The organism is Chryseobacterium sp. PET-29 (assembly GCF_025736815.1).
In the GTDB taxonomy this organism is placed as follows: Bacteria; Bacteroidota; Bacteroidia; order Flavobacteriales; family Weeksellaceae; genus Chryseobacterium; species Chryseobacterium nepalense.
In genome coordinates, this window is the sequence record NZ_CP107053.1 from 781,868 (window position 1) to 808,459 (window position 26,592).

The 26,592-nt window shown below is 36.5% G+C and carries 28 protein-coding genes; all 28 read left to right on the top strand.

What is annotated here, in order from left to right; all coding sequences use genetic code 11:
- Positions 1-2: 2 nt before the first annotated feature.
- The 28 genes from ODE14_RS03375 (at position 3) to ODE14_RS03510 (ending at position 26,563) form a co-directional block, all read left to right on the top strand.
- A complete protein-coding gene (locus tag ODE14_RS03375; RefSeq protein ID WP_055858794.1) occupies positions 3-221 on the top strand; it encodes an ATP synthase F0 subunit C in 219 nt (72 codons plus the stop codon).
- A gap of 97 nt (positions 222-318) precedes the next feature.
- A complete protein-coding gene (locus ODE14_RS03380; RefSeq protein ID WP_263602977.1) occupies positions 319-813 on the top strand; it encodes a F0F1 ATP synthase subunit B in 495 nt (164 codons plus the stop codon).
- 2 nt (positions 814-815) lie between these two features.
- A complete protein-coding gene (gene atpH / locus ODE14_RS03385; RefSeq protein WP_248393638.1) occupies positions 816-1,355 on the top strand; it encodes an ATP synthase F1 subunit delta in 540 nt (179 codons plus the stop codon).
- A gap of 18 nt (positions 1,356-1,373) precedes the next feature.
- On the top strand, positions 1,374-2,951 hold the full coding sequence (gene atpA, locus ODE14_RS03390) for a F0F1 ATP synthase subunit alpha (protein WP_248393637.1): 1,578 nt from the start codon (positions 1,374-1,376) through the stop codon (positions 2,949-2,951).
- Between the two features lie 73 nt (positions 2,952-3,024).
- Positions 3,025-3,888: an ATP synthase F1 subunit gamma gene (atpG, locus tag ODE14_RS03395; protein WP_248393636.1), complete on the top strand. Its 864-nt coding sequence runs from the start codon at positions 3,025-3,027 to the stop codon at positions 3,886-3,888.
- 105 nt (positions 3,889-3,993) lie between these two features.
- Positions 3,994-5,352, top strand: a complete 1,359-nt coding sequence (locus tag ODE14_RS03400; protein WP_248393635.1) for a hemolysin family protein — start codon at positions 3,994-3,996, stop codon at positions 5,350-5,352.
- A 22-nt stretch (positions 5,353-5,374) separates the two neighbouring features.
- Positions 5,375-5,680: an ATP-dependent Clp protease adaptor ClpS gene (locus tag ODE14_RS03405; protein ID WP_248393634.1), complete on the top strand. Its 306-nt coding sequence runs from the start codon at positions 5,375-5,377 to the stop codon at positions 5,678-5,680.
- Between the two features lie 120 nt (positions 5,681-5,800).
- Positions 5,801-7,648, top strand: coding sequence for a T9SS type A sorting domain-containing protein (locus ODE14_RS03410; RefSeq protein ID WP_263602978.1), 1,848 nt, complete (start codon positions 5,801-5,803; stop codon positions 7,646-7,648).
- A gap of 120 nt (positions 7,649-7,768) precedes the next feature.
- Entirely contained in the window at positions 7,769-8,383 is a 615-nt protein-coding gene (udk, locus tag ODE14_RS03415; protein ID WP_090000790.1) for a uridine kinase, read from the top strand.
- Between the two features lie 4 nt (positions 8,384-8,387).
- Positions 8,388-8,744, top strand: coding sequence for an FtsB family cell division protein (locus tag ODE14_RS03420; RefSeq protein WP_248393632.1), 357 nt, complete (start codon positions 8,388-8,390; stop codon positions 8,742-8,744).
- A gap of 107 nt (positions 8,745-8,851) precedes the next feature.
- A complete protein-coding gene (locus ODE14_RS03425; protein WP_263602979.1) occupies positions 8,852-10,003 on the top strand; it encodes a methylmalonyl-CoA mutase family protein in 1,152 nt (383 codons plus the stop codon).
- Entirely contained in the window at positions 10,003-10,443 is a 441-nt protein-coding gene (locus tag ODE14_RS03430; RefSeq protein ID WP_263602980.1) for a DinB family protein, read from the top strand. Before ODE14_RS03425 ends, ODE14_RS03430 begins: the two co-directional genes overlap by 1 nt.
- Positions 10,444-10,534: 91 nt before the next feature.
- Complete coding sequence (locus tag ODE14_RS03435) at positions 10,535-10,921, top strand: GxxExxY protein (protein WP_248393629.1); 387 nt, start codon at positions 10,535-10,537, stop codon at positions 10,919-10,921.
- Positions 10,922-10,956: 35 nt separating this feature from the next.
- Entirely contained in the window at positions 10,957-12,102 is a 1,146-nt protein-coding gene (locus tag ODE14_RS03440) for a THUMP-like domain-containing protein (protein ID WP_263602981.1), read from the top strand.
- Positions 12,103-12,237: 135 nt separating this feature from the next.
- On the top strand, positions 12,238-12,540 hold the full coding sequence (locus tag ODE14_RS03445; protein ID WP_248393627.1) for a hypothetical protein: 303 nt from the start codon (positions 12,238-12,240) through the stop codon (positions 12,538-12,540).
- 274 nt (positions 12,541-12,814) lie between these two features.
- Positions 12,815-14,194: a dipeptidase gene (locus tag ODE14_RS03450; protein WP_263602982.1), complete on the top strand. Its 1,380-nt coding sequence runs from the start codon at positions 12,815-12,817 to the stop codon at positions 14,192-14,194.
- Between the two features lie 116 nt (positions 14,195-14,310).
- On the top strand, positions 14,311-15,339 hold the full coding sequence (locus ODE14_RS03455; RefSeq protein WP_263602983.1) for a T9SS type A sorting domain-containing protein: 1,029 nt from the start codon (positions 14,311-14,313) through the stop codon (positions 15,337-15,339).
- A gap of 78 nt (positions 15,340-15,417) precedes the next feature.
- Positions 15,418-16,125, top strand: a complete 708-nt coding sequence (locus ODE14_RS03460; RefSeq protein WP_263602984.1) for an SDR family oxidoreductase — start codon at positions 15,418-15,420, stop codon at positions 16,123-16,125.
- Between the two features lie 118 nt (positions 16,126-16,243).
- Positions 16,244-16,990 carry an electron transfer flavoprotein subunit beta/FixA family protein gene (locus tag ODE14_RS03465; protein ID WP_263602985.1) on the top strand — a complete coding sequence of 249 codons (747 nt, stop codon included), beginning with the start codon at positions 16,244-16,246 and terminating at the stop codon, positions 16,988-16,990.
- Between the two features lie 89 nt (positions 16,991-17,079).
- Complete coding sequence (locus tag ODE14_RS03470; protein WP_263602986.1) at positions 17,080-18,027, top strand: electron transfer flavoprotein subunit alpha/FixB family protein; 948 nt, start codon at positions 17,080-17,082, stop codon at positions 18,025-18,027.
- Between the two features lie 198 nt (positions 18,028-18,225).
- Positions 18,226-18,825: a bifunctional nuclease family protein gene (locus ODE14_RS03475; protein WP_072882407.1), complete on the top strand. Its 600-nt coding sequence runs from the start codon at positions 18,226-18,228 to the stop codon at positions 18,823-18,825.
- An 18-nt stretch (positions 18,826-18,843) separates the two neighbouring features.
- The gene (locus tag ODE14_RS03480; protein WP_248393621.1) at positions 18,844-20,226 is read left to right on the top strand and encodes a nucleoside permease; all 1,383 of its coding nucleotides are present in this window, start codon (positions 18,844-18,846) and stop codon (positions 20,224-20,226) included.
- Between the two features lie 113 nt (positions 20,227-20,339).
- A complete protein-coding gene (locus ODE14_RS03485) occupies positions 20,340-20,885 on the top strand; it encodes an RNA polymerase sigma factor (protein ID WP_263602987.1) in 546 nt (181 codons plus the stop codon).
- Complete coding sequence (locus tag ODE14_RS03490; protein ID WP_263602988.1) at positions 20,875-21,570, top strand: hypothetical protein; 696 nt, start codon at positions 20,875-20,877, stop codon at positions 21,568-21,570. The genes ODE14_RS03485 and ODE14_RS03490 overlap by 11 nt, the downstream gene beginning before the upstream one ends.
- Before the next feature lie 79 nt (positions 21,571-21,649).
- Positions 21,650-22,744 carry a hypothetical protein gene (locus tag ODE14_RS03495; protein ID WP_263602989.1) on the top strand — a complete coding sequence of 365 codons (1,095 nt, stop codon included), beginning with the start codon at positions 21,650-21,652 and terminating at the stop codon, positions 22,742-22,744.
- Positions 22,745-22,892: 148 nt separating this feature from the next.
- Positions 22,893-23,270, top strand: a complete 378-nt coding sequence (locus tag ODE14_RS03500) for a hypothetical protein (RefSeq protein WP_263602990.1) — start codon at positions 22,893-22,895, stop codon at positions 23,268-23,270.
- A gap of 101 nt (positions 23,271-23,371) precedes the next feature.
- Positions 23,372-24,553 carry an acetyl-CoA C-acyltransferase gene (locus ODE14_RS03505; protein WP_248393616.1) on the top strand — a complete coding sequence of 394 codons (1,182 nt, stop codon included), beginning with the start codon at positions 23,372-23,374 and terminating at the stop codon, positions 24,551-24,553.
- Between the two features lie 474 nt (positions 24,554-25,027).
- The gene (locus ODE14_RS03510; RefSeq protein WP_263602991.1) at positions 25,028-26,563 is read left to right on the top strand and encodes an MFS transporter; all 1,536 of its coding nucleotides are present in this window, start codon (positions 25,028-25,030) and stop codon (positions 26,561-26,563) included.
- Positions 26,564-26,592: the final 29 nt, after the last annotated feature.

Genomic DNA, 26,592 nt, shown 5'->3' on the forward strand with positions numbered 1-26,592 from the left:
TTATGGACATCACAACTGGAGCAGGATTAATTTACGTAGGTATCGGTTTAGCTGTACTTGGAGTAGGTATGGGTATCGGTAAAATCGGTGGTCACGCTATGGATGCTATCGCAAGACAACCTGAGCAAGCTGGAAAGATTCAAGGAGCAATGCTTATTGCTGCTGGTCTTATCGAGGGTGCTGGTCTTATCGCGATTATCTTTGGTGCTTTCATCAAGTAATTATCCTCAAAAACATTTCTTAGCAGCCGAGCGGTTGGCTGGCTGCTAGGAATTTTAAAAAATCCATAATAACGATTAAAAAAAAGAATTTACAGATATGGGAATTATAGAACCTGGAATTGGACTTTTGTTTTGGATGACCCTTACTTTTGTTATCCTATTGTTTCTTCTTGCAAAATTCGCTTGGAAACCGATTGTTAATGCAATCAACGACAGAGAAACTTCTATTGTTGATGCTCTTAATCAAGCTACATTGGCAAGAAAAGAAATGGAAACTTTAAAAGAGGATAACGAAAGAATCATTCGTGAGGCGAAAATCGAAAGAGATGCTATCCTTAAAGAAGCAAGAGAAATTAAAGATAGAATCGTAGGTGAGGCTAAAGATGTTGCTAAAGCTGAAGGAGATAAAATGATCGAAGCGGCTAAACAAACCATCAATGCTGAGAAAAATGCTGCTATGGCAGATATCAAAACTCAGATCGGTACATTATCCGTAAATATCGCAGAATCTATCCTTAAGCAAAAGCTTGACAACAGCGAAGCTCAAAACGAATTAGTTCAGAATTATTTAAACAAATCAAACCTTAACTAAGAATGCTTACATCTAAAGTAGCTAAAAGATACGCACAAGGTTTACTTGATTTCACCAACGAATCAGGGCAAACGGCTACTGTATTTTCTGAAATGAAAGATGTAGTAAAGATCATGACTGAATCTGAGGATTTAAGAAAGTTCTTCCTTACCCCTTACATCGATTCTAAAAAGAAAGTAGAAGTAGCAAACGAAATTTTTAAAGGTTTATCGGCATCTTCCAGAAATATCATTACTTTGGTAATCAGACACGGAAGAGAAAACCAGCTGAAAAATATCGCTCAGGAATTCATCAACAAAGTTGAAGATATCAACGGAGTACAGAGAGTCGTACTTACAACAGCAACTCCACTTTCCAAAGAGAATATTGATCAGATTTTGGGTTCTACCAATTTAGTGAACGCCAATTCAAAATTCGACCTTATTGTAAATGTAAAACCTGAAATTTTAGGAGGATACATTTTAAGAGTGGGAGATCAGCAGGTAGATGCTTCAGTAAGATCTAAGCTTAATAAAGTTAAAAAAGATTTTCAATTAAATTAAAGAAAAAACAACCATACAATGGCAGAAATAAATCCGGCAGAAGTATCTGCGATCTTAAAACAGCAATTGGCCAACTTCGATACTCAATCAAACGTTGAGGAAGTAGGTACAGTTTTAACCATCGGTGATGGAATTGCTCGTGTATACGGGTTAGAAAACGTACAATACGGAGAGTTGGTGAAATTTTCTAGTGATGTAGAAGGTATTGTACTGAACCTTGAAGAAGACAACGTAGGTGTTGCGCTACTTGGTGAAAGTAAATTGGTAAAAGAAGGAGATACAGTAAAAAGAACAAACAGAATCTCTTCTATCAAAGTAGGAGAAGGAATGTTAGGAAGAGTAGTGGATACTCTTGGTAACCCTATCGATGGTAAAGGTCCTATTACTGGGGATTTATACGAAATGCCATTGGAAAGAAAAGCTCCCGGAGTTATTTATAGACAGCCGGTAACTGAACCTTTACAGTCAGGTATCGTTGCCATTGACTCTATGATTCCTGTAGGGAGAGGGCAAAGAGAGCTTATCATCGGTGACAGACAGACGGGTAAAACCACTGTTGCGATCGATACGATCATCAACCAAAAAGAATTCTATGATGCAGGGAAGCCTGTATATTGTATATATGTTGCTATCGGACAAAAAGCGTCTACTGTAGCACAAATCGTAAAAACACTTTCTGATAAAGGAGCTTTAGCATATACGGTAATCGTTGCGGCTAACGCATCAGATCCGGTTCCAATGCAGGTATATTCTGCAATGGCAGGTGCTGCGATCGGGGAGTTCTTCAGAGATACGGGTAGACCGGCATTGATCGTTTACGATGATTTATCTAAACAGGCGGTTGCGTACCGTGAGCTTTCTCTACTATTGAGAAGACCACCGGGCCGTGAAGCTTATCCTGGAGACGTTTTCTATCTTCACTCAAGATTATTGGAAAGAGCTGCGAAAGTAATCGCTGATGACAATATCGCAAGCCAGATGAATGATTTACCTGAGTCTTTAAGACCAATCGTAAAAGGGGGAGGTTCATTAACAGCGCTTCCGATTATCGAAACTCAGGCTGGTGACGTTTCTGCGTATATCCCAACCAACGTAATCTCTATTACAGACGGACAAATCTTCCTTGAATCTGATCTATTCAACTCAGGGGTGCGTCCTGCAATTAACGTGGGTATCTCTGTATCCAGAGTAGGAGGTAACGCTCAGATCAAATCAATGAAAAAAGTATCTGGTACATTGAAACTTGACCAGGCACAATATAAAGAATTGGAAGCATTCGCTAAATTCGGTTCTGATCTTGATGCTGCTACTTTAGCAGTAATCTCTAAAGGAGAAAGAAACGTAGAAATTCTTAAACAACCGGTAAACTCTCCACTTCCTGTAGACAGCCAGGTAGCGATGATCTACGCAGGAACGGAGAATTTATTAAGAAACGTTCCTATCAGAAAAGTAAAAGAATTCCAGATCGAGTATATCGCATTCCTGAGATCTAAGCACCCTGAAACGATGGCTGCTATCAAAGCTGGAAAAATCGATGACTCAATCACGAGCGTTCTTAAGCAGGCAGCTAACGATTTAGCTTCTAAATATAACTAAAAATTCAATGTTTAAGGTTTAAATTATTATGTTTAAACCTTAAACTTTAGACCTTAAACCTTGAACCAAAATAATGGCAAACTTAAAAGAAATACGAGGCAGAATTACGTCAATTTCATCTACGATGCAGATTACCCGTGCTATGAAAATGGTTTCCGCAGCGAAACTGAAAAAGGCACAGGACGCTATCGTAATGCTGAGACCATATTCTGAAAAACTGCAGGAGCTTATCCAGAATGTAAATTCAAGTTCAGATCCTGATCAGATTTCTGTGTATGCTCAGAAAAGAGAGGTGAAAAAAATACTTTTCATCGCTGTTACTTCAAACAGAGGTCTTGCCGGCGCTTTTAACTCATCTATTGTTAAAGAGCTTAATGCACAGTTTAAGAATAATTCTCAATATGAAATTGAAGTTCTTCCTGTAGGTAAAAAAGCTTTTGATGCTGTAAGAAGAAGTCGTACGGTATATTCCAACGCAAGTTCTGTATACGATAACCTTAATTTCGATACAGTATCTCACGTTACGGAAGCAGTAATGACTAGTTTCAAAGAAGGTAAATTTGATGAAGTATATTTAATTTATAATAAATTCGTCAACGCTGCTACCCAGGAAGTAACAACAGAACAGCTTCTTCCGATTTCTATGCCGGAAAATACAGAACCTCAGGTAGAAACAGATTATATTTTTGAACCTAACAGAACTGAGATTCTGGATAACCTGATTCCTAAATCGATCAAGACTCAGGTTTTCAAAGCAATTCTTGATTCAGTAGCTTCTGAACACGGTGCGAGAATGACGGCCATGCACAAAGCAACAGATAATGCACAAGCTCTGAAAAATGATCTTGTAATTTTCTATAACAAAGCAAGACAGGCTGCAATTACAAACGAAATCCTGGAGATCGTTTCCGGAGCAGAAGCTTTGAAAAACTCTTAAAAGATATTTCATACAAATATTTATTAAAGCATCGTATACCACGATGCTTTTTTTGTTATTTTTATTTTGTATATATTTGTACAATAAATTATATACAATTTCTAAATGGATTCGGACATAGTCAGGCTTTTGCTGGCCTTATTACTTGTTTTACTAAATGGCTTCTTCGTAGCCGCAGAATTTTCAATTGTTAAAGTACGTTACTCACAAATCCAGTTAAAAGCCGCAGAAGGAAACTCTATGGCAAAGCAGGCAGAGCATATCATCAAACATCTTGATGAATATCTCTCCGCAACACAGCTTGGTATTACTTTGGCCTCCCTTGCCCTGGGTTGGGTAGGAGAAAGTGCATTACATCATATTGTTGAAAATATTTTCAGCTCCCTTAATATTGATCTCACCGAAACAACGATTACCTCAATTTCCGTAATCACAAGTTTCGTTCTTATCACAATTATGCATATTGTTTTCGGAGAACTTATTCCTAAATCTATTGCCATCCGGAAATCAGAATCTACCACAATGGCAACGGCTATTCCGTTAAGAGTATTTTACACTGTTTTCAAGCCATTTATCTGGTTGATGAACTTAATGTCCAATACTTTTTTAAGATTGGTAAAAATTCACCCTGCTTCCGAACACGAAATACACTCTACCGAAGAACTTCAGCTTTTGGTAAAGCAGAGTGCGGACAGCGGAGAAATTGAAGAGGAGAATTATGAAATCATCAAGAATGCATTCGATTTTACAGATCATTCTGCCAAGCAGATCATGGTGCCACGGCAAAATATTACTTCTATCGATTTTGAAGAGGATGTGAATGAAATCATCAACAAAATCATGGAGAGTGGATATTCCAGAATTCCTGTGTATGTTGATTCTATCGACAATGTGATTGGTATTCTTTATACCAAAGAAATTATAAGGGAATTTGTTAAAAGAAAAGGTGAACTTAGCCATGATGATCTTAAAGATCTGATGCGTGATGCATTTTTTGTGGTAGGAAGTAAAAAGATTTCAGACCTTCTTAAAATTTTCCAACAGAAAAAACAGCATCTTGCCATTGTGATAGATGAATTCGGAGGTACGGAAGGAATTATCACCCTTGAAGATATTCTGGAAGAACTGGTAGGTGAAATTCAGGATGAAGAAGATGATGAAGAAAAAATTGTTGATAAAATAGGAGAGAATACCTACTGGGTACAGGCTACACAGCCACTTGACGAAATCAACGAATTCATACCTAAAAAACTTCCTCTTTCGGAAGAAAGCGAATACAATACCCTTGCAGGATTTATTCTTCATGCTTTGGAAGATATCCCGGAAGAAAACCAGGAATTCGATCTCGAAAATTATCATTTTAAAATATTAAAAATGAATAATAAAAGTGTAGAGTTGGTAGAGCTGGTGTACGAAGAACCAAATACTATAAATGATCTGGCTGAAAAAATAGGCGAGGTCTGATTTAACCTTAAATAAAATTGTAATGTTTTTTTTTAACAGCATCAGAGATTACGAAGATCCGAAACGGCAGTATGAAGAGGAGGTGCTTGTACTGGACGATACGGATGAAGTGTATAAACTGGTTTTACATAACGATGATGTTCATACATTTGATTATGTAATTGATTGCCTGATTGAGATTTGCAAACACACTCTGGAACAAGCAGAACAATGTACAATTCTTGTCCATTTTAAAGGCAAATGTACCGTAAAAACGGGTTCTCTGGATCTGCTGAAACCAATGCACGAAAAGTTACTTTCAAGAGAATTAACCAGTGAAATTTTATAAAAGAAGAGCTTCCGCAAATGCCGAAGCTCTTCTTTTATAAAAAATCTATAGATTTTTTGCCAGATCCATAAAAATTTATCAAAAATTTGTAACTTGTCGCCGCTAATTATAAAAATTTAGATGAAATTACAAATTAACTCTTTGCTTGTTGGCTGCCTATTGTCATGTACGGCTTTATACGGTCAGCAGTCATCATTGGAAAATCCTGCAAGAAACTGGATTACTCAAAATTCAAGAAGTATAGGGCTTCAGGATTTCAGCACATTGAAATTAAACTATGTGAGAAAAGGAAATTCTGGAGAAACGCTCCGTTTTCAGCAGATGATAGGAAATGTTCCTGTCTTTCAGTCAGAAATTGTGATGCATTTCAATAAAAATGGCCAGATCAGCTATACGGCTACTGAAAGTTTCAAAAAAAATGTTCAGCAGATAGATATTAACCCTTCTGTTTCATCGGTGGATGCGTTGAAAAAAGCGCATATTGCTTCTCATTCAAAAGGAGATATCACTTATGAAGACTTTAAGCTTTTTGTATATCTTACAGAGCAGGGGGAAACAAAGCTGGTGTATCGTGTTCTTACAAGTTCATATGAAAATCCGGGAAGCTGGGAAACGATAATTGATGCAAAAACAGGTGAAGTAATCAGTGTGAAAGACATTGCTTTTCGACACAAGGAAAAACAAGAAAAGCCTGAAAAAAATAAAAAACAGAAGGAAGTTAAAAAAAACGTTCTGGTAACAGGTTCTGCGTACATCTTTAACCCGGATCCTTTATCTAAAATGCATGTTGCCTACGGCGGACAATATGTAGACGGAAATGATGCTACAAATGCGAGTCTGGACGCGGCTAGAACTTTAGTTACAATTCCTGAATTGGAGCTGACAGCAGGTGTATACAAGCTGAAAGGTACTTATGCGGAGATCAAAGAACTGGAATCACCTAACAAAGGGCTTTTTACCCAAACGAGCAACCAATTTTTATTTAACAGAAATCAGGATGGATTTGAAGCAGCCAACGCCTACTGGCATCTTGACAACAATCTTCGTTATATTAATGTAACATTGGGAATCCCATGTATTCCGGTTATGAACAATGGTGTTCTTGCATTTGACCCGCATGGAGAAGGTGGTGCCGACAATTCACATTATGATCCCAATAGCCAGATTCTGGTATTCGGGGAAGGAGGCGTAGACGATGCTGAAGATGCAGATGTTATTCTGCATGAGCTTGGTCACGGAATTCACGACTGGCTTACCAACGGAAATCTTTCACAGGTTAACGGTTTGAGTGAAGGTTGTGGAGACTATTGGGCGCAATCATACAGCAGAAGCCTTAACCAGTGGCAGCCCACTGATGCAGCTTATCAATGGATGTTCAGCTGGGATGGGCACAATCCTTTCTGGGACGGAAGGGTTACAGATTATGCCGCAATTTATCCGGGCGGGTTAACCGGTTCTATCCATACGGATGGGCAAATTTGGGCCTCTGCACTCATGAGAATTTATGATGCTATCGGAAAACAAAAAACAGATCGCGCATTTCTTGAAGGATTAAGCCTTACCACTTCCAATACCAATCAGCAGAATGCTGCAATTGCCGTAAGGCAGGCTGCAATTGATATGCTGGGAACATTTGGATTTAATTGTAATGATATTAACCAGATCACCACAGAATTTACAGCTGCAGGATATACACTGCCGGCTTATTCATGTCAGCTAAGCGTAGATGATCTTTCTAAAAAAGAAATCATTGCCATTTATCCGAACCCGGTTTCAGAGGTTTTGAATATTTCCATGAAGATCAGCAAGGAAGAAAAAGTTGAAATCTTCAATATGGAAGGAAGAAAGGTATTAGAAACAACCATAGCCAACGGAAGAAATACGGTCAACGTCTCTCATTTGGCAGTCGGAGACTATATTCTGAGGATAAAAGGTTTGGAATTGTCAACAAAATTCATCAAAAAATAAAAATTTAAATCCGGTGTTATCATACATCGGATTTTTTGTTTTGAATAATTCAGTCGGCATTATTTTATTTGCATTCAACTAAAATAGTATATTTGTAAAAACTATAAAGAAACAAACAGAATGCTTGTAATAGGAATTGCAGGAGGCACCGGATCCGGCAAAACTACGGTTGTTGACAAAATAATACAGCAGCTTGATATTGAAGGAATGAACATCCTTTCCCAGGATAATTATTATCATGATAATCATAATCTTACTTTAGTAGAAAGAGAAGCTTTAAATTATGATCATCCTAAGTCTATTGACTTTGATTTATTGATAAAACATGTAAAAGCTTTAAAGAACAACGAGCCTATTGAGCAGCCGATTTACAGCTTTGTAACCCATTCAAGGACCGGAGACCATGTTACTGTAGAGCCTAAAAACGTATTGGTAGTGGAAGGGATTCTTGTTCTCACAAATAAAGAACTTTTAAAGGAATTTGATCTTAAAGTATTTGTACATGCCGATTCCGATGAAAGATTGATCAGGAGAATACGAAGGGACACCCAGGAAAGGGGAAGAGACCTGAATGAAGTGCTTCACCGTTATCAGACAACTCTGAAACCGATGCATCAGGAATTCATTGAGCCTTCTAAAAATGAAGCGGATCTTATTATCCCTAATATGAGGCAAAATTCCGTAGCCATTGATTTTTTAACGACTGTGATCAAAAATTCTCTGAGAAAACATTAAGACAATGAAAGGAAGCAAACTTATCAAAGACATTCAGCCGAAATCGGAAACATTTAAATTCATTCAGAAATATCTGCTGAATAAATATACCATTACGATCTGCCTGTTTTTGGTCTGGATGATTTTTTTCGATAAAACCTCATTTCTGGTAATCAATGAGCTGAATGGCGAGATCAGTAAATACGAAGAACAGCTTCAATATTATAAAACCGAGTACGAAAAAAATGATGCATTTTATAAAAAGCTGATGAATAATAAGTCTGAAAAAGAAAAGTACGCCAGAGAAAATTATTTCATGAAAAAACCGAATGAGGAAATTTTTATTCTCGTGGTAGACAGTACCAACATAGCGAAAAAATAATTTTAAAGTCAATAAGTGAATTGTCAATTTGCTTTGCTGTCAGGTTAAAAGTTCGCTTGTAAAGCAAATTCACTGTTGATCATTCACAATAATCCAATTCATTATCCATGTCAAACACAGCTTGGGAAAACTTAGTTAAGAAACAACTTAAGACCGAAGACATCTATTCTGTTCTTACTAAAGAGAATTTAGAAGGAATTACTGTAAAACCTTTCTATGATGAAATTCCGCAGCCATTGATCAATCTTCCGAAAGTTGAAGAAAATACCCATCTTGTGGCCAGGTATCATGAAAGCCTTGAAGAAGATGTGTATGCATTTCTTTTGGATCATAATATAGAAAATCTTGTACAGAAGACTATTTTTATTGATAATATTGATCTTGCAGGACACATCAGTCCTAAAGAAGATGATCAATACTTTTCTTTAATTGATGTTTTTGATGAAAAAGAAACATTGATCAATGATCAGTTGGTTAAAGAATTACTGGCAAAACAATTTAAAAGAAATATATGCATTGATATATCTCTTCATCAGAATGCAGGAGCGTCAATTTATCAGCAACTGGGAATTGCGTTGGCAAAAACCAAGGAACTGATAGAAATTTATGGTCAGGAAATTTTACATAAACTGATTTTCAGAATTGCAATAGGAGCAAACTATTTCTTTGAAATGGCTAAATTAAGAGCTTTCAAGCTTGCTTTTAATCAACTTTCTAAAGAATATAATGTTGATGAAATTCCGTACATTTTCGCAGAAACATCCTTGAGAAATAAAGCGGTTGCGGATAATGAGAATAATCTGATCCGTTCTACCCTGGAGCTTGCTTCGGCAATGATCGGTGGAGCAGATGCTGTTTTCAGCAACAATTATTTGGTGGACAGATCAACAGAAAACTCAGAAGAAATTTCTTTTAAACAACAAATTGTTCTTGCTTATGAAAGTATCATTAACGTTTTCGAAGATGCCTCTAACGGAAGTTATTTTATAGAAGATATTACACGTCAGATCGCAGAAAAGTCCTGGAATTATTTTGTTGAAATCGAGGAAGCCGGCGGTTACCTTGAACTTATGAAACAAGGAATTATCCAGAAACAGATTTATGATCATGCTCTGGAAGAACAGAAATGGGTGGAAAATGGAAAAATAAGGCTGATCGGCGTTAATTTATACCCAAAATTGGATGTTAAAAAATCTGCCGAAGACCTTTATCATGAGCGCGAAATCAAACCTGTAAGATGGGCTCAAATGTTTGAATAATGAAAGAAAAACTTATTGATTTATTTGAGTACACTTTTCACTTTAATAGTGAAACGATCAGAGTTATTGGTGAAAATATTGAGAAAGTTGATGAAAAGACAATAAGTCTCATTAATCATATTTTAAATGCTCAGCAAATCTGGAATTCAAGAATTTTAGGAGAAAAGACATTTGAAGTATGGCAGATTAATCCTTTTGAAATGCTGGAAGAAATAAATCAATACAATTTTGAGAAAAGTATTGAAATTATCAATAATTTTGATCCGGATCAAAAAATTAATTACCAGAATTCCAGAGGTGCAAATTTTGAAAATACCGTTTTTGAAATGCTTTTTCAGGCCATTAATCATTCTACTTATCACCGTGGACAAATCAATTCCTTACTCAAACAAAACGGAATAGATCCAATCTTAACGGATTATATTTTTTATAAAAGATGAATTAGTGCAGCTTAACTGTTAAATCTTAGTTTTTTTGACGACCACAAATTTCTCAGATTCGCACAGATTATAGTATAAAACACATTTGATAATGAAAGAAAACGAAATTAGTTTTTATATCAGAAAATGTATTTTTTCTGTGTATAATGAATTGGGGCCGGGTTTGCTGGAAAAAGTTTATGAGAATGTTTTAGTTCAGGAACTTCAAAACAACGGTTTAACCGTAAAATCACAGGTCCCCATGAAAATAAAATATAAGAATACATTTTTAGATTCGGGTTTTATTGCTGATATTATTGTTGAAAATAAAGTAATAATTGAAGTAAAAGCCATAACAGAAATTAAAAATATTCATCATCAGCAGTTATTGACTTATCTAAAGCTCACTGATCTTAAATTAGGTATTTTAGTGAATTTTTATACAGATTATATAGCAAAAAGCATATTCAGGAAAATAAACGGAAATTTAGATTACTAAAATATATTACAAATCTGTGCAAATCTGAGAAATCTGTGGTTAAAATATTAGATCAGAACATACAGGACTATATCAACGCAAATCTCAATACAGATTTACACACTTTGTTATTGAAAAAATCACCATTTCCGGGAGTTTCTATGCATGAGATTGTACAGCAGATCAAAGGAAAACAGGTAGCACAGAAAAAGTTTCCTTTTTTGTTAAAACAAGGTATTATTTTCCCGCCACAGCTTAATGTAGAACAATCTTCGTCGGAAAAGACAGCTCAATATAAATCCAGACTTTTGGAGGGTGAAAAATTTATTGATCTGACTACAGGATTTGGGATTGATGCTTATTATTTATCTGAAAATTTTAAGGAAATCACATTAATAGAGCAAAACCCGGATCTTCTTGAAATTGTATGCAATAACTGGAATATTTTAGGAAAAAAAGCAACTTTTGTCAATCAGAAACTTGAAGATTTTCTCGAGGAAAATAAAGAGGTATTTGATGTGATTTATCTTGATCCGGCGCGCAGAGACAGCAATAAAAATAAAGTTTTCCTGCTGGAAGATCTTTCGCCCGATATTCTGGCTATTCAGCAAAGACTATTGTCTTCTGCTCAAAAGGTTGTCATTAAACTTTCTCCGTTAATAGATTTGAAATACCTGGTATCTGTTTTACCAAATATTTTCAGAATCGACATTATTGCGGTTAAAAATGATGTGAAAGAAGTTGTCGTTTTCTTATCCGGTCAAAAAAATGATACAATTTCCTGCCATTGTGTAAATCTCGAAAGTGATGATCCTGTTTTTGAATTTACAGTTGGAGATGAAGAAAATGCTCATGCAGAGTATGGGGAGCCCGAAAAATATATCTATATCCCTAATAATGCCATTTTAAAAGCAGGTATTTTTAACCTTATTTCTTATAAAAACGGCCTGAAAAAGCTTCATCCAAATACTCATATTTATACTTCTGATTCGCAGATAAATGATTTTCCCGGAAGAGTATTTGAAATGGAAATTGTTGATGCCAAAAAGATCCAAAAGAAAAGCCAGTATAATACTATTTCAAAAAATTATCCTCTAAAACCGGAAGAGATTAAAAAAAAATACAGCCTAAAAGATGGAGGTGAAAAGTATCTTATTTTTACGCAATCCAAAAAAGGCAAAATAATTTTAAAATCAGTCTAAAAATGTTGCTGTAAAATACAAGATTTCTTAATTTTGGGCAATTAAAAAAATAAGCATGCAATCGCTGACGGCTGAAATAAGGTACATGGCTGTAATAATGCGATTTCATATATCTTTAAAAAATAAATTTTCCATATGAAAAAATTAGTTATATGTTTAGCCCTTGCTACTGTTGCGGTAAGCTGTAAAAAGATCCAGGCAGGAGGTAACAAAAAAGTTATCAAACTTGAGGAAGGCGTGGAAAGATACTCTGATGACGAACAGACAAGTGGCGAGCAGGATAATCTTTCTGAATACAGAGGAGATGCACACGACGGACATGAAGCTCCTGCAAAAACAGATACTGCAGGTGCTCCGAAGCATAAAGAAGAAGATAATAAGCATTCTGACGCTACTCCGATACCGGAAGGTTCTCAGACGCCAAAAGCTGAACACTAATTTATTAGTAAAAATAAAAAATGTCCCGCGCATATGCGCGGGACATTTTTTTTGCATTGTTGTTTTTACTTTGCGGCGGCGAAGCCGCCGCAAAGTAAAAACATTCCTAAAATTTCTTAGGTTTTGAAAGCAATTATTTAGTGAATTAATAATTTTTATATAAGATTTAAGGGTACTGCTCTGTATAAACCAGCGGTATACCTGAGGAAAATTATGTGTTTTTGTTTGTTCCGGCGGGGCAAATTTTTTACTTTTAACAAAATAATAATTTACAATGCAAGAGACATTAAATTACATCAACGAAAACAAGCAGCGTTTCGTAGATGAATTGTTTGAATTACTGAGAATTCCTTCTATTTCTGCAGATCCTGCGTATAAAGATGACGTTTTGAAATGTGCAGATGTCGTGGCAGAACATCTTAAAAATGCTGGTGCTGATGATGTGGAAGTTTGTCAGACCAAAGGATATCCTATTGTTTTCGGGGAAAAAATGTTAGATAAAAATCTGCCGACCGTTTTAGTATATGGACATTACGATGTACAGCCCGCTGATCCTTTGGAACTTTGGAAAAAACCTCCTTTTGAGCCTTATATTGAAAAAACGGAACTTCACCCTGAGGGAGCAATATTTGCAAGAGGTTCTGCGGATGATAAAGGACAGTTCTTCATGCACCTCAAGGCATTTGAAGCCATGATGAAAACCAATACACTTCCCTGTAATGTTAAATTTATTCTGGAAGGGGAAGAAGAAGTAGGTTCGGTAAGTCTCGGAGATTTTGTAAACGAAAACAAAGAAAAACTTTCCTGTGATTGTATTTTAATTTCCGATACCCATATTTACAGCAATGAACAGCCAACAGTTACAACAGGTTTACGGGGTTTAAGCTATGTGGAAGTAGAAGTGGAGGGGCCTAATAGAGATCTGCATTCGGGATTATACGGCGGCGCAGTTCCAAATCCTATCCATGTGCTCTCAAGAATGATTGCCAGACTTATTGATGAAGACGGGCATATCACTATTGACGGTTTTTATGACAACGTAGAAACAGTTTCAGATGCCGACAGAAATGATATGAACAAATTGAAAGACAATCCTGAAGAGTTTAAAAAATCAATCGGACTGAACGGCGTAGAAGGTGAAAAAGGGTATACTACACTGGAACGGACATCTATTCGTCCAACATTAGACTGCAACGGAATCTGGGGCGGCTATACAGGCGAAGGTGCCAAAACGGTAATTCCATCAAAAGCTTTTGCTAAAATTTCGATGCGTCTTGTCCCTTATCAGACTCCCGAAGAAATTACCGAAAAATTTACAAATTATTTTAAAAAAATAGCTCCGGAAAATGTAAAGGTAAAAGTTACGCCGCATCACGGAGGAATGCCGTATGTCTTACCAACCGATACAAAAGAATTTATGGCTGCAAAACACGCTATGGAAACTGCTTTCGGAAAAGAAGTTCTTCCTTACAGAGGCGGTGGGAGTATTCCTATTACCGCCATGTTTGAGCAGGTGCTGGGAGCGAAGTCGGTATTAATGGGATTCGGATTGGATTCTGATGCAATTCACTCACCAAATGAACATTACGGATTATTCAATTTCTATAAGGGAATCGAGAGTATACCGCTTTTTTTTGAGAATTATTCCAAATAATAAATATTAATCCCCTTGACGCTGTTCTTGGGGATTTTTTAATTTTTTTAAATAATGTTTTGTTTATATTTGTAATAAATATATATTTAACGAGTATAATTTAATATAATATCATTATGAAAAAAGTTTTATCGGTTCTATTTTTATCTTCTTATTTAATAGGTTTCGGGCAGGCTCAAACACTTATTAATGAAAATTACAATACACTGACTAATGGTAATTTAGCTACAGATCCTACGGGAGCTACAGCAGGACAAAGCGGTTGGTATATCTATCAAGGAGCTGCTTCAGATTATCAGGTTACAACAATTGACGCTTCTCACGGAAAAAGTATTAATTTGACAACAGGAGCTGGTGCACCGCCTTCAACAGGAGCAAACACGAATAATAGATATGCTTATAAAGGTATAACCACCACGGCAACAGCAGCTAATAATTTAGTAATGGCACAAATGGAGATTTATACAGGTTCAGCTACAGGAAAAGGTAGAGTTGGACTACAGCTATATTCAAGTGCTGCACAGATTGGAGGAATTGTTTACGATTATGAAACAAAAAAAATATACGGTCAGGCAAGAGTTACGGTCGTAGCAACTCCTACACAGACAGGGATATTAAATTTAGGTCTGGGTGCAGAGGTTTTTCCGGCAAATACATGGGTAACAGTAAGATATATTTACAATAAAACTACTGGGGCACATTCTTTCATATATACGAACGGAACGACAAGCGCATCATATTCTTTCACAGGAAATACTACATACTCAATTTTCACAGGAGATGTAGCTAGTGAATTTGATGCAGTAAATACTACACTTGCTACAAATACTGTTGCAAATACCGCTGGAGTTGACAATGTTAACGTTCAATTTACAAACCAGGCATTGTTGGGTGTTGATGACATTGGAAAGCCAAAGAATGCACAAGTGCTTTTAGCAATTTACCCCAATCCTACAACGGATGTGATTAATATCAAATCTGAAGATAAAATCAAAAAAGTACATGTTACAGATTTATCAGGTAAAAATATTGATGTAAAATTAAATGGCAATATTGTGGATGTGAGACATCTTTCTGTGGGAACATATTTTATTTCTGTAGAAACTATTAATGGTCTCGTTACGGAAAAATTCATTAAAAAATAAAATACTGACAAATATTAGTATTTATAAAACGCTCCAAACGGGGCGTTTTTCTTATTTTTAAGAACTAAATCAAAAAATATGATAAAAGATAAAGTAGCCTATATTACAGGCGGAACCAAAGGAATAGGATTCGGAATTGCAAAAGTTTTACTTGACAATGGGGTCTCTGTCGCATTTTCAGGGAGAAAAAGAGATGATGTTGAAAAAGCCGAACAGGAATTAAAAAAGTATTCTGAAAATGTTCTGGGAATCGTTTCTGATGTAAGAAGCCTTGAAAGCGAAGAGGAGGCCGTGAAATATGCGGTCGAAAAGTTCGGGAAGCTGGATTTTGTTATTGCCAATGCAGGACTTGGTGTTTTCAAGCCTGTAGATCAGTTGTCAGCAGAAGAATGGAATGATATGATTGAAACGAATTTAACAGGAGTTTTTTATACTTTAAAAGCTTCTGTAGAAGAGCTTAAAAAAACAGAAGGCTATTATATCACCATTTCAAGTCTGGCAGGAGCTAACTTTTTCGAAAACGGAGCAGGTTACAATGCTTCAAAGTTTGGAGTAGTAGGATTTACACAGGCCGCAATGATCGACCTCAGAAAATACAATATCAAATCTACCGTCATCATGCCGGGTTCTGTGGCAACCCATTTCAACGGTAATATTCCTTCTGAAAAAGATGCATGGAAGATTCAGCCGGAAGATATGGGCAGCCTTGTTCTTGATATTTTAAATATGAATTCAAGGGTTTTACCAAGTAAGATCGAATTTAGGGCAACAAAACCAGCAAATTAAATACATCTAATGCGCTGAATAATAAATTAATAAGTATTATGCATGCATAATATATTTTTTAATTATATTAGCGATTGAAACTTTAAGGCTTCAGGGCAATAAAAAATTAAAACAACATATGAAAATATTAGTTTGCATAAGTAGTGTTCCTGATACTACTTCTAAAATTAACTTTACGGCGGATAAGTCCGCATTCGACAAAAACGGAATTCAGTGGGTGATCAATCCGCTTGATGAATTTGCATTAACAAAAGCAATTAAATTACAGGAATCTCAGGGTGCAACAGTAACCGTAATCAACGTAGGTGATGCCACTACGGAGCCTGTTATAAGAAAGGCACTGGCTATCGGTGCAAATGATGCGGTAAGGGTAAATCTTGATCCTAAAGATAGTTTTTCAACCGCTAAAGAAATCGCTGCTGTAGCTCAGAATGGCGGTTATAACCTGATCCTTTGCGGTAAAGAATCTATCGACTATAACGGTGGATCTGTTCCGGGAATGGTTGCTCAATTATTAAATCAGCCTTTTGTAAATGCTTCCGTAGGACTCGATGTGAATGGAAGTGAAGCAACTGCAGTAAGAGAAATTGAAGGAGGTAAAGAAACTATTTCTGTAAAGCTGCCGGCAGTAATCGCAGGTCAGAAAGGATTGGTAGATGAAAAAGATCTGATTATCCCGAATATGAGAGGAATTATGTCTGCAAGAACAAAACCTTTACAGGTAGTAGAATCTTCTTCATCAGAAGTGAAAGTTCAGGGTGTTTCTTTTGACAGCGTTCCGCCAAGAGCTGCCGTAAAAATGGTGTCTCCGGACAATCTTGACGAGCTGGTAAGATTACTTCACGAAGAAGCGAAAGTAATTTAATAAGAATCAAGTAAAAGTAAAAAGATTTCAAGACAATTGATAATTTGGTAACCTTGAATCTTGAACATTAATCCTTAAACAAATTTAAAATGGCAGTATTCGTATACGCAGAAAATATAAACGGAGTTTACAAAAAAGCAGCCTTTGAAGCAGTTTCTTATGCCAAAGCTGTTGCAGACCAGGCTGGAGATACCGTAACGGCGATCTCTGTAAATCCAACAGATTCTTCAGATTTGTTATATAAATATGGAGCATCCAATGTAATCAACATCAAAGACGAAGGTCTTAAAAATTTCTCGGCAAAAGCTTATGCTCAGGCAGTAAGTGAAGTGGCAGGCGGCAATATCATCGTTTTCCCTCATACTACTGATGCATCATCTATCGCTCCAATGCTGGCTGTAATGAACGGTCATTCTTTAATTACCAACGTATTGGCGGCTCCGGAAAGTCTTTCACCGCTTCAGGTAAAAAGAAGAGCTTTCTCAGGAAAAGGCTTTATGCATGCAAAAGCTGAATCGGCGGGTGTTATCATCACCGTTTCACAAAATGCTTTCGGGGTTAAAGAAAACCCGGTTTCAGGAACAGAAGAGGTAAAAAACCTTTCTGTTGTTAATGAAGACACGAAAGTAATCTCTCACGAGCAGAGCTCAGGAAAACTGGATCTTAAAGAAGCTGAAGTGGTAGTTTCTGCAGGAAGAGGGATGAAAGGCCCGGAAAATTGGGGAATGATCGAAGATCTGGCAAACGTTTTAGGAGCTGCTACAGCATGTTCTAAGCCGGTTTCTGATATCGGATGGAGACCTCACACAGAACACGTTGGACAGACCGGTAAAGCGATTTCCCCGAATTTATACATTGCGGTAGGTATCTCGGGAGCAATTCAGCACCTGGCAGGAGTAAACTCTTCAAAAACAATCGTAGTAATCAACAGCGATGCAGAAGCACCGTTCTTCAAGTCAGCTGATTACGGTGTTGTGGGAGATGCTTTCCAGATTATCCCTGCATTAACAGAGAAAATCAAAGCAATAAAAGGATAAGAGAAGTCAATTGTGGAGAGTCAATTCGTTAGGCTTGTTAATTTAAATTAAAAATTTACCGGCAAAACGAAATTGAGTTATGAAAATAAAATTCACAATTCACCAATCATTATAATCACCTGTAAAAGCCCCTTTCGGGCTTTTATTTTTGTCTAAAAAGTAAAAAAAACTTTCAAAAATTAATCTATATTTGTACTTATGGATTATAAACAGCTAATTATTCGCGGAATATCGTACAGCCAGACCCAATCAGGGGCGTACGCATTATTATTGGAACATGAAGAAACACATATAAAATTACCTGTTGTTATAGGAAATTTCGAGGCACAATCCATTTCTCTGGGGTTAGAGAAAGATATACATCCGCCTCGCCCTCTTACACACGATTTATTCACAAAATTTATAGTTTCTGCCAATTATGAACTCGTTTCCGTTATCATTTATCAGATTGTGGACGGCGTTTTCTTCTCTAATATTAATTTTAAAAATAAAACAACGGAAGAAGAACTTATTCTTGATGCAAGAACTTCTGATGCCGTGGCGATGGCCGTAAGATTTGATGCTCCTATTTTTACCACACAGCAGGTTCTCAATGAAGCAGGAATACTTCTGGAACTGGAAGATGTTTCCAAAGAAGAGGAGACCTTCTCGGAAACGGTGAATACGGAAGATAGCCTGAGATCAGTTTCTATGGAGGAGCTACAGAAATTGCTGGATGAAGCGGTGAAGGAAGAAGATTATGACACTGCTCTGGAAATCCAGGAAGAAATTAAAAGGAGGAAAAAGAAAATCGATTAAAAGATATTTATATAAAAGATGAATTTAAAATTACGACTTACCATCCTCAGTTTTCTTCAGTTCTTCGTTTGGGGAGCCTGGCTGATTACAATGGCCAATTTCTGGTTTGGGACAAAACACTGGGATGGGGCACAGTTTGGAGCCGTTTTCGGAACTATGGGGATTGCTTCCATATTTATGCCTACCATAACCGGTATTATTGCCGACCGGTGGGTAAATGCAGAACGCATATTTGCAGCTTTGCATATTCTTTACGGAATTGTTCTTTTCTTTTTACCGCATTCGGCAGACCCCGATTCGTTTTTCTATGTCATGCTTTTAGCCATGTGTTTTTACATGCCTACGATTGCATTAGCTAATTCTATTTCATATACGGTTCTTAAAAACAGTGATCTGGATGTGGTGAAAGATTTTCCGCCAATCCGTGTTTGGGGAACAATAGGTTTTATCGTGGCCATGTGGATAACCAATCTTACAGGAAATAAAGCTACGGAAGGACAATTTTATATTGCAGGGGGAGTTGCGGTATTTCTTGGAATTTATGCATTAACACTTCCTAAATGCCCACCTCAGAAATTAATTGATAAAAACGCACCGCTAGCGGAACAGCTGGGACTGAATGCTTTTAAATTATTCAAAGATTATAAAACGGCCCTGTTCTTCTTATTCTCCATGTTATTGGGAGCGGCATTACAGCTTACCAATGCTTATGGTGATGTTTTCTTAAGTGAGTTTGAACATTTTCCAAAATATGCAGATTCTTTCGTTGTAAAACGTTCAACCATTATTATGTCGATATCTCAGGTGTCTGAAACATTGTTTATTTTAGCAATTCCATTTTTCTTGAAAAAATTCGGAATTAAAAAGGTAATGCTTATGTCAATGATCGCTTGGGTGTTAAGATTTGCATTCTTTGCATATGGCGTTCCTGAAGGGTTTGGCTTAAGCCTCATTGTCCTTTCCTGCATTGTTTACGGAATGGCATTCGATTTCTTCAATATTTCAGGATCACTTTTCGTGGAAACGACCACAGATAAAAAAATCCGTTCTTCAGCACAGGGACTGTTTATGATGATGACCAATGGTTTTGGGGCGGTGTTCGGAAGTTATGCTGCTGGATGGGCAATCGACAAATTTTTCACTCACAAATTTACCACAGCGTCTTCTTTATCCGCTTACCTGGAAACTTCTCCGGATAATCCTACATTTTTAGAAATTTTAAAGAAAAGTTTTAATGCTATGGTGAATCCGGACGGCACACTTTCATCAGTGGTAATGGTAAAAGACTGGCATAACATCTGGCTTTCATTTGCTGCCTATGCATTAATTCTTGCGGTTTTATTCGCGGTATTATTTAAGCATAAACACAATCCGGAAGAAATTTCCCAGGTTAAACATTAATTATATATTGATAACGAATATATTAGATTGCACTTTTCTTATAAAGTGCAATTTTTTTTATTTTTCAGGCAACTATTCCGGATATCTTCCGTCTTATAGATAGAAACAGATACATGAAGCATTTAGAAAAGAATTTTCAACAGGCAAAAAAACATGACCGGAAAGGCCAAAAGGCCCTCTACGAAATGTTTTCGGCAAAAATGCTCGCCATTGCAAATTCATATGTCAACAATATCCATGATGCGGAAGACATTGTGATGAATTCTTTTTTTGTCTGCTTTTCAAAGATTGAAGAATGTAAGGAATGGAAAAGTTTTCCATTCTGGCTGAGAAAAATAGTGGTAAATAATTCCATCAATTTTATCAGGAAAAGGAAAAATATATTATACTCAGATGTGGAGATTAGTGAAATTGAGTATCGCGATGATGAATGGAACGAAGAAGTGCAGGATATTAATGTTGATGAAATTTTCTCTAAAATGCCGGATGGCTACAGGATTATTTTTAACCTCTATGTCTTTGAAGAAAGAAAACATCATGAAATAGCAGAAATTCTTAATATTTCTGAAGGGACTAGCAAAAGTCAGCTCAGTAAATCCAAAAAATGGATCACAGATTTTTTAAAACAGAAAAAGGATGAAAAACAATATGCTAAATAAATTAAAATCCCGCTACGAAGAGCTTGAAATAAAGCCTTCACCCGATCTTTGGAGCAGATTGGACGATAAGCTAGAGAGTAAGCCGGAAAGAGTTTTAAAAGAATCTTTTCAATGGTGGAAATATGCAGCGGTATTGTTACTTTTCGTTTCCATTGGTGTTGTTTTTTATTTTAATACTGAGAAAAGTACTTTTGATAATAATGAAATAGATTACATTGTAAAAAAAGGTTTGGAAAAAACGGTAAATCCTATCAATCCCGAATTACAAAACCAGGGAAATTCTGATAAATCGGAAGCACCTATTAAAGACAAAACAACTGATGTTAAAATCGCCCGGTATCAGAAAAAGAAAGCGGACTTATCTTTAGAAAAAAATACAACAGAGAAAAAGTTTAAAACCGTAATTCCTGAAGTCGAACTACAACATTTAGCCGCTGAAAACGTAAAAATAGATATTGCACCTGCCAAAATAGAAAACCACACACCGGTAATTGCACAGAATAAATTGGCCAAACCAACATATATCAATTCAAACGAGCTGTTATTAGGAAGAGAATTTGATAAAGCCAGGGAAACTTCCCAGAAAAATGATATCAAACTTGGGATTTTTAATTTTGAAAAGCCCAAACCTAAAGTGGAAAATGTAACCGTTCTCGGAGTGACTGTTTACGTAGATCCCAAATAAAATAAAAATCTTTTTATAAATACATACTGGCCAGAAAATGACCAGCACTAAAATAGTGTTTTAAATAATAATTATTTATATGAAAACAAAAATTGCCTTAATGACGGCTCTTATGTCATTTTCATACGCGTTTTCGCAGGAAAATCCGCCCGTTAATAATTCCATGACAGATTATTCCAGAAAAATAGACAGCATTGTCATTTCTGAGAAAATAAAAATGAATAAGGAGCTTGACGATATTGATAAGGACTTTAAGAAAAATAAAATCGGAGCTGATGAAAAACAGAGGCTTAAAGCGGATATAGCTTCAAAATATGAACAATCCATTAATGAAAAAATAGACGCCCGAAAAATAGAATTTGAAGAGGCAACCCGCGAAATGGTGAAGGATGCCGTATTAAAACCCATTGATTCTCTGGCAAAAGATAAAAATCAAATTGTTGTAGGACTTGGAGGTTTGAAAATACGCATGGATGAGGATAAAAAGAATCCTGCGGACTACCTCCGTACCTGGGAATACGCTGTTTCAATTGTTGGAACAAGCTATACCACCAAAGACAAGCCTTTTGCTTTTTTAAACAGCAGTTCGGAATTTAAGAATACGATTTTCAATTCTGCTGTGTATGTAGCCCGCTATGAAAATCAGCTCGGAGGTTACAGAAGTCCCATTTTTTATCGTATCGGACTGGGATACCGCTGGGATCAGTCAAAGGCTAAATATGGAAAAACTTTTACTCAGGAAAATAAAATCTTAGATATCAAAGATTTTACTAAAGGAAATCTGAAAGATACGCATATCAACAACCATTATCTTTTTATTCCTGTTGATTTGAGATTTGTGCTTAATCCTAAATACGTGGATTATAACGGAACAAAATATCTTGATAATAAAGCCAGTCAGTTTACTGTAGTTGCCGGAGTGTATGGTGGAGTAAGAGTTTCCAGCAATATTTACAATCGTTATTCCAATGATTACAGCAGAAGAATTGTAGAAAGGGAAAGCATTAATCACGGAGTTAACGATCTGATTTTCGGAGCGAAATTGGGAATAGGATATGCCGGATTCAATATTTATGTTCAGAAAGATTTTACGCCTGCATTTAATAATAATACAACCCTCAGTCACAAATATGGACTTCAAATTGGTCTGGAAATAATGAATGTGAATTTCTGATTATATAATGATTCTAATTTTATATTACATAATAGTTAAATTTTTATTAATTGTATTATCATTCATGAATGATAGTTAGGTAAAATTTACTTTTAAAACACACTTATTGTAAGTGTGTTTTTTTTTGTATTTTGGCACTTTAAGATTTATGAAAAATATTCAGTTATTAGGGTTAATATTGGTGGTAGCGGGAAGTTTTCTGCCGCTTGTTCACGTTCCCGTGATCGGAAACTGGAACTACTGGGAGCTCGATCATTTTCTTGCTATTGCATGCTGGGTTCTTGCTGCAGGAACCTTGTTCGGTATTGTTAATAACAGTATTAAAATCTCGAGAATTTTTGCTGTTCTTCTGATTTTGTTATTCATATTTACCCTTTTTGCCGTGAAGTTTCAGGCTTTACAGTATTTCAGCTTTATGCCTTTTAAATCTTGGCAGGATAAGCTCGCAGGTATTGTAAAACTCAGATGGGGATGGATTGTTGAATTTCTGGGAGCCATTATAATTATTGTGGCCGGCAGAAAATAATGATTGATTTTTAAAATAATATCAATCTATATAAACACAGATATAAATCTTAAAATAACGAATTCCTGAAGTATATTTAGAATAAAAATAGAATTATAAAAATGAAAGAAGTATTCATTGTTTCCGCAGTAAGAACTCCAATGGGGAGCTTTCTGGGAAGTTTATCAGCTGTTCCTGCTACAAAGCTTGGAGCTGTTGCCGTAAAAGGAGCATTAGACAAAATTAATCTTGATCCGAAACAGGTTCAGGAAATCTATATGGGGAATGTTTTACAGGCTGGAGAAGGTCAGGCACCTGCGCGTCAGGTTGCTTTGGGAGCTGGTCTTTCAAACGAAACGCCTTCCACTACGGTAAATAAAGTTTGTGCTTCAGGGATGAAGGCTGTAACGATGGCTGCACAGGCGATAAAAGCGGGTGATGCTGATGTGATCGTTGCTGGAGGTATGGAAAATATGTCTTCGGTTCCACACTATTACAACGCAAGAAATGCCACTAAATTAGGTGACGTAAAAATGCAGGACGGAATGGTTCTGGACGGGCTTACAGATGTGTACAATAAAGTTCACATGGGTGTTTGTGCAGAAAAGTGCGCAACAGACTACAGCATTTCCAGAGAAGAACAGGATAATTTTGCCATCGAATCTTATAAAAGAGCTGCAAAAGCATGGAGCGAAGGAAAATTTGCCGATGAGGTAGTACCGGTAGAAATTCCGCAGAGAAAAGGAGAACCCGTAATATTTGCTGAAGATGAAGAATACAAATCTGTAAGCTTCGACAGGATTCCAACGCTTCCCACCGTGTTCAAAAAAGAAGAGGGAACGGTAACAGCAGCAAATGCTTCTACTTTAAATGACGGGGCTTCTGCTTTGATCCTCGTTTCTAAAGAGAAAATGGAAGAATTGGGACTTAAGCCATTGGCAAAAATCATTTCTTATGCAGATGCGGCTCAGGCTCCGGAAGATTTCACTACTGCACCTTCAAAAGCATTACCGATTGCGCTTAAAAAAGCAGGATTGGAACTTACAGATATCGATTTCTTCGAGTTCAACGAAGCTTTCTCTGTGGTGGGCCTTGCCAACAATAAAATTCTGGGATTAGATGCCTCTAAAGTGAATGTAAATGGTGGAGCAGTAGCTATTGGTCACCCGCTTGGAAGTTCAGGTTCAAGAATTATTGTTACCCTGATCAATGTTTTGAAACAAAATAACGGCAAATATGGTGCAGCTGCCATCTGTAATGGTGGAGGCGGTGCTTCTGCCATCGTTATCGAAAATTTACAATAAATAGTTGTTAGATAAAAATCAGAATCCGGAAGTGTTTGCTTTCGGATTTTTTTTATGAGGAGTTTTTAAGTTTGTTGAATTATCTTTTTAGGAGCTTTTTCCTGCTCTCACTACTCGCTTTTTCCGGTTTTAGTTTTTGCAGGCGGAGCCGCCGCAAAAACTAAAACCGGAAAAGAGCTCAGACATGCCGTTCGATCAGGGCTAGGTTTTGACAGTTATTCAATCTTTGACCATATTCAAAAATACAGATTTGGTATTACTTCACTAAACGAAGTGTCATTGTTATCTTTAAAACATTCAAAATAATTAAGATCTTCTTTATTTATTCTTGCGATAAAATACTTTTCACAGTGATAATAAACAAGTATGAAAACAATTTAATTTTAAGCCAATAATAAAATTTCTCCCAAACAAAATAAAAACTTACGAATATTCGATCCTTTTCCTATTTTTGTGCTACTAATATTATTTGAAATGTCTGAAATTGAGAACCACGAAACTCAAAACATAAAGAATAACCCGAAGATTATGAAAGCCTGGGCAGTCTATGACTGGGCCAATTCAGTATACTCTCTCGTTATTACTTCTACCATTTTCCCCATTTATTATTCCATTCTTACTACAGCGTACGAAAAGAAAGAATATGTGGAAGAAACAAAGTCCTGGATTGATGTTCCGGTAAGACACATGATTACCATTTTTGGAAAAGAATACCAGCCGGATGCCGTGTACGGATATTCGTTAACGATTTCTTTCTTTATCGTGGTATTGTTGTCTCCGTTTCTCTCATCATTAGCAGATACTATCGGGAATAAAAAATCCTTTCTGCAGTTTTTCTGTTATCTGGGGGCAACTTCTTGTATGGGATTGGCCATGTTTACCGGTATGCACAATGTCTTCCTTGGGCTTCTGTTCAGTATTACGGCAAGTGTCGGATTTTGGGGCAGTCTTGTATTTTATAATTCGTTCCTTCCGGATATCGCTACAAGGGACAAACAGGATGCACTTTCCGCAAAAGGGTATGTTTACGGCTATATCGGTTCGGTTGTCTTGGTAATTATTTGTCTACTATTAATACAGGTTGTGGCCAAGGGAGACCCGGCAAAACAACTTTTGTTCACAAGGGTAAGCTTCCTGCTGACAGGCGCCTGGTGGTTTGGTTTTTCACAATATACCTTTAAGCATCTTCCTCAGTTCGGTGATGTTAAAGAAAAGCTTCCGAAAGATCTTGTATTATTAAATTATAAAAACATCTTTAAAAAACACGAAGAACAGGGCGGTTTTTTTGAAGTATTGAAAGATAACCTGTGCTTCTATAAAGATATTGCCAGAGAAAGTTTCAATGAATTATTTAAAGTAGGAAAGGAGCTGTTTAAACACAGAAATCTTAAATTTTTCCTCTCCAGTTTCTTTTTCTATAGTGTAGGGATGCAGACTATTTTCCTGATGGCGACCCTGTTCGGGAAAAGTGAAATAAATCTTCCTCAGGATAAGCTTATAGGAACCCTTCTCATTATCCAGATTGAAGCCATCATAGGTGCAGTTATATTCTCAAGATTATCAAGAAAAATCGGAAATAAAAATGTAATATCCATCGCCGTAGTATTGTGGATTGTGGCCTGTATCTGGGCATACTTCCTTAATAAGGAAAATCCTACGGTTGAATACCAGTTCTATGGTGTTGCAGCGGTTGTCGGGCTTGTAATGGGAGGTCTTCAGGCTATGTCAAGATCCACTTATTCCAAGCTTTTGCCGGAAAATTCAATGGAAAACACTACATTTTTCAGCTTTTATGATGTACTGGAAAAAATTGCCATTATTGTAGGAACTTTTGTTTTTGCATTATTTATTGATAAGTACGATGCTCTACGGTCTATTTTTGCTAAAATTGATGTTATGCTTCCATCTGCCTCCGGGATGAGGTTTGCAGCATTTTCAATGGCAATCTTCTTTTTTGTAGGATTAATTCTTATAAGGTTTTTGAAACTCACTACTCCTAAAAACGATTAAAAACAAATAAAATAAAAAAGACGCTGTTG

What these genes read in the sequence shown, in the direction of transcription:
- atpG (WP_248393636.1), top strand. Translation starts at nt 3,025, where the DNA reads ATGGCAAACTTAAAAGAAATACGAGGCAGAATTACGTCAATTTCATCT.
- ODE14_RS03420 (WP_248393632.1), top strand. Translation starts at nt 8,388, where the DNA reads ATGAAAGGAAGCAAACTTATCAAAGACATTCAGCCGAAATCGGAAACA.
- atpH (WP_248393638.1), top strand. Translation starts at nt 816, where the DNA reads ATGCTTACATCTAAAGTAGCTAAAAGATACGCACAAGGTTTACTTGAT.
- ODE14_RS03465 (WP_263602985.1), top strand. Translation starts at nt 16,244, where the DNA reads ATGAAAATATTAGTTTGCATAAGTAGTGTTCCTGATACTACTTCTAAA.
- ODE14_RS03495 (WP_263602989.1), top strand. Translation starts at nt 21,650, where the DNA reads ATGAAAACAAAAATTGCCTTAATGACGGCTCTTATGTCATTTTCATAC.
- ODE14_RS03425 (WP_263602979.1), top strand. Translation starts at nt 8,852, where the DNA reads ATGTCAAACACAGCTTGGGAAAACTTAGTTAAGAAACAACTTAAGACC.
- ODE14_RS03510 (WP_263602991.1), top strand. Translation starts at nt 25,028, where the DNA reads ATGTCTGAAATTGAGAACCACGAAACTCAAAACATAAAGAATAACCCG.
- ODE14_RS03490 (WP_263602988.1), top strand. Translation starts at nt 20,875, where the DNA reads ATGCTAAATAAATTAAAATCCCGCTACGAAGAGCTTGAAATAAAGCCT.
- ODE14_RS03400 (WP_248393635.1), top strand. Translation starts at nt 3,994, where the DNA reads ATGGATTCGGACATAGTCAGGCTTTTGCTGGCCTTATTACTTGTTTTA.
- ODE14_RS03430 (WP_263602980.1), top strand. Translation starts at nt 10,003, where the DNA reads ATGAAAGAAAAACTTATTGATTTATTTGAGTACACTTTTCACTTTAAT.
- udk (WP_090000790.1), top strand. Translation starts at nt 7,769, where the DNA reads ATGCTTGTAATAGGAATTGCAGGAGGCACCGGATCCGGCAAAACTACG.
- ODE14_RS03460 (WP_263602984.1), top strand. Translation starts at nt 15,418, where the DNA reads ATGATAAAAGATAAAGTAGCCTATATTACAGGCGGAACCAAAGGAATA.
- ODE14_RS03450 (WP_263602982.1), top strand. Translation starts at nt 12,815, where the DNA reads ATGCAAGAGACATTAAATTACATCAACGAAAACAAGCAGCGTTTCGTA.
- ODE14_RS03405 (WP_248393634.1), top strand. Translation starts at nt 5,375, where the DNA reads ATGTTTTTTTTTAACAGCATCAGAGATTACGAAGATCCGAAACGGCAG.
- ODE14_RS03485 (WP_263602987.1), top strand. Translation starts at nt 20,340, where the DNA reads ATGAAGCATTTAGAAAAGAATTTTCAACAGGCAAAAAAACATGACCGG.
- ODE14_RS03375 (WP_055858794.1), top strand. Translation starts at nt 3, where the DNA reads ATGGACATCACAACTGGAGCAGGATTAATTTACGTAGGTATCGGTTTA.
- ODE14_RS03455 (WP_263602983.1), top strand. Translation starts at nt 14,311, where the DNA reads ATGAAAAAAGTTTTATCGGTTCTATTTTTATCTTCTTATTTAATAGGT.
- atpA (WP_248393637.1), top strand. Translation starts at nt 1,374, where the DNA reads ATGGCAGAAATAAATCCGGCAGAAGTATCTGCGATCTTAAAACAGCAA.
- ODE14_RS03445 (WP_248393627.1), top strand. Translation starts at nt 12,238, where the DNA reads ATGAAAAAATTAGTTATATGTTTAGCCCTTGCTACTGTTGCGGTAAGC.
- ODE14_RS03410 (WP_263602978.1), top strand. Translation starts at nt 5,801, where the DNA reads ATGAAATTACAAATTAACTCTTTGCTTGTTGGCTGCCTATTGTCATGT.
- ODE14_RS03380 (WP_263602977.1), top strand. Translation starts at nt 319, where the DNA reads ATGGGAATTATAGAACCTGGAATTGGACTTTTGTTTTGGATGACCCTT.
- ODE14_RS03435 (WP_248393629.1), top strand. Translation starts at nt 10,535, where the DNA reads ATGAAAGAAAACGAAATTAGTTTTTATATCAGAAAATGTATTTTTTCT.
- ODE14_RS03505 (WP_248393616.1), top strand. Translation starts at nt 23,372, where the DNA reads ATGAAAGAAGTATTCATTGTTTCCGCAGTAAGAACTCCAATGGGGAGC.
- ODE14_RS03500 (WP_263602990.1), top strand. Translation starts at nt 22,893, where the DNA reads ATGAAAAATATTCAGTTATTAGGGTTAATATTGGTGGTAGCGGGAAGT.
- ODE14_RS03480 (WP_248393621.1), top strand. Translation starts at nt 18,844, where the DNA reads ATGAATTTAAAATTACGACTTACCATCCTCAGTTTTCTTCAGTTCTTC.
- ODE14_RS03475 (WP_072882407.1), top strand. Translation starts at nt 18,226, where the DNA reads ATGGATTATAAACAGCTAATTATTCGCGGAATATCGTACAGCCAGACC.
- ODE14_RS03470 (WP_263602986.1), top strand. Translation starts at nt 17,080, where the DNA reads ATGGCAGTATTCGTATACGCAGAAAATATAAACGGAGTTTACAAAAAA.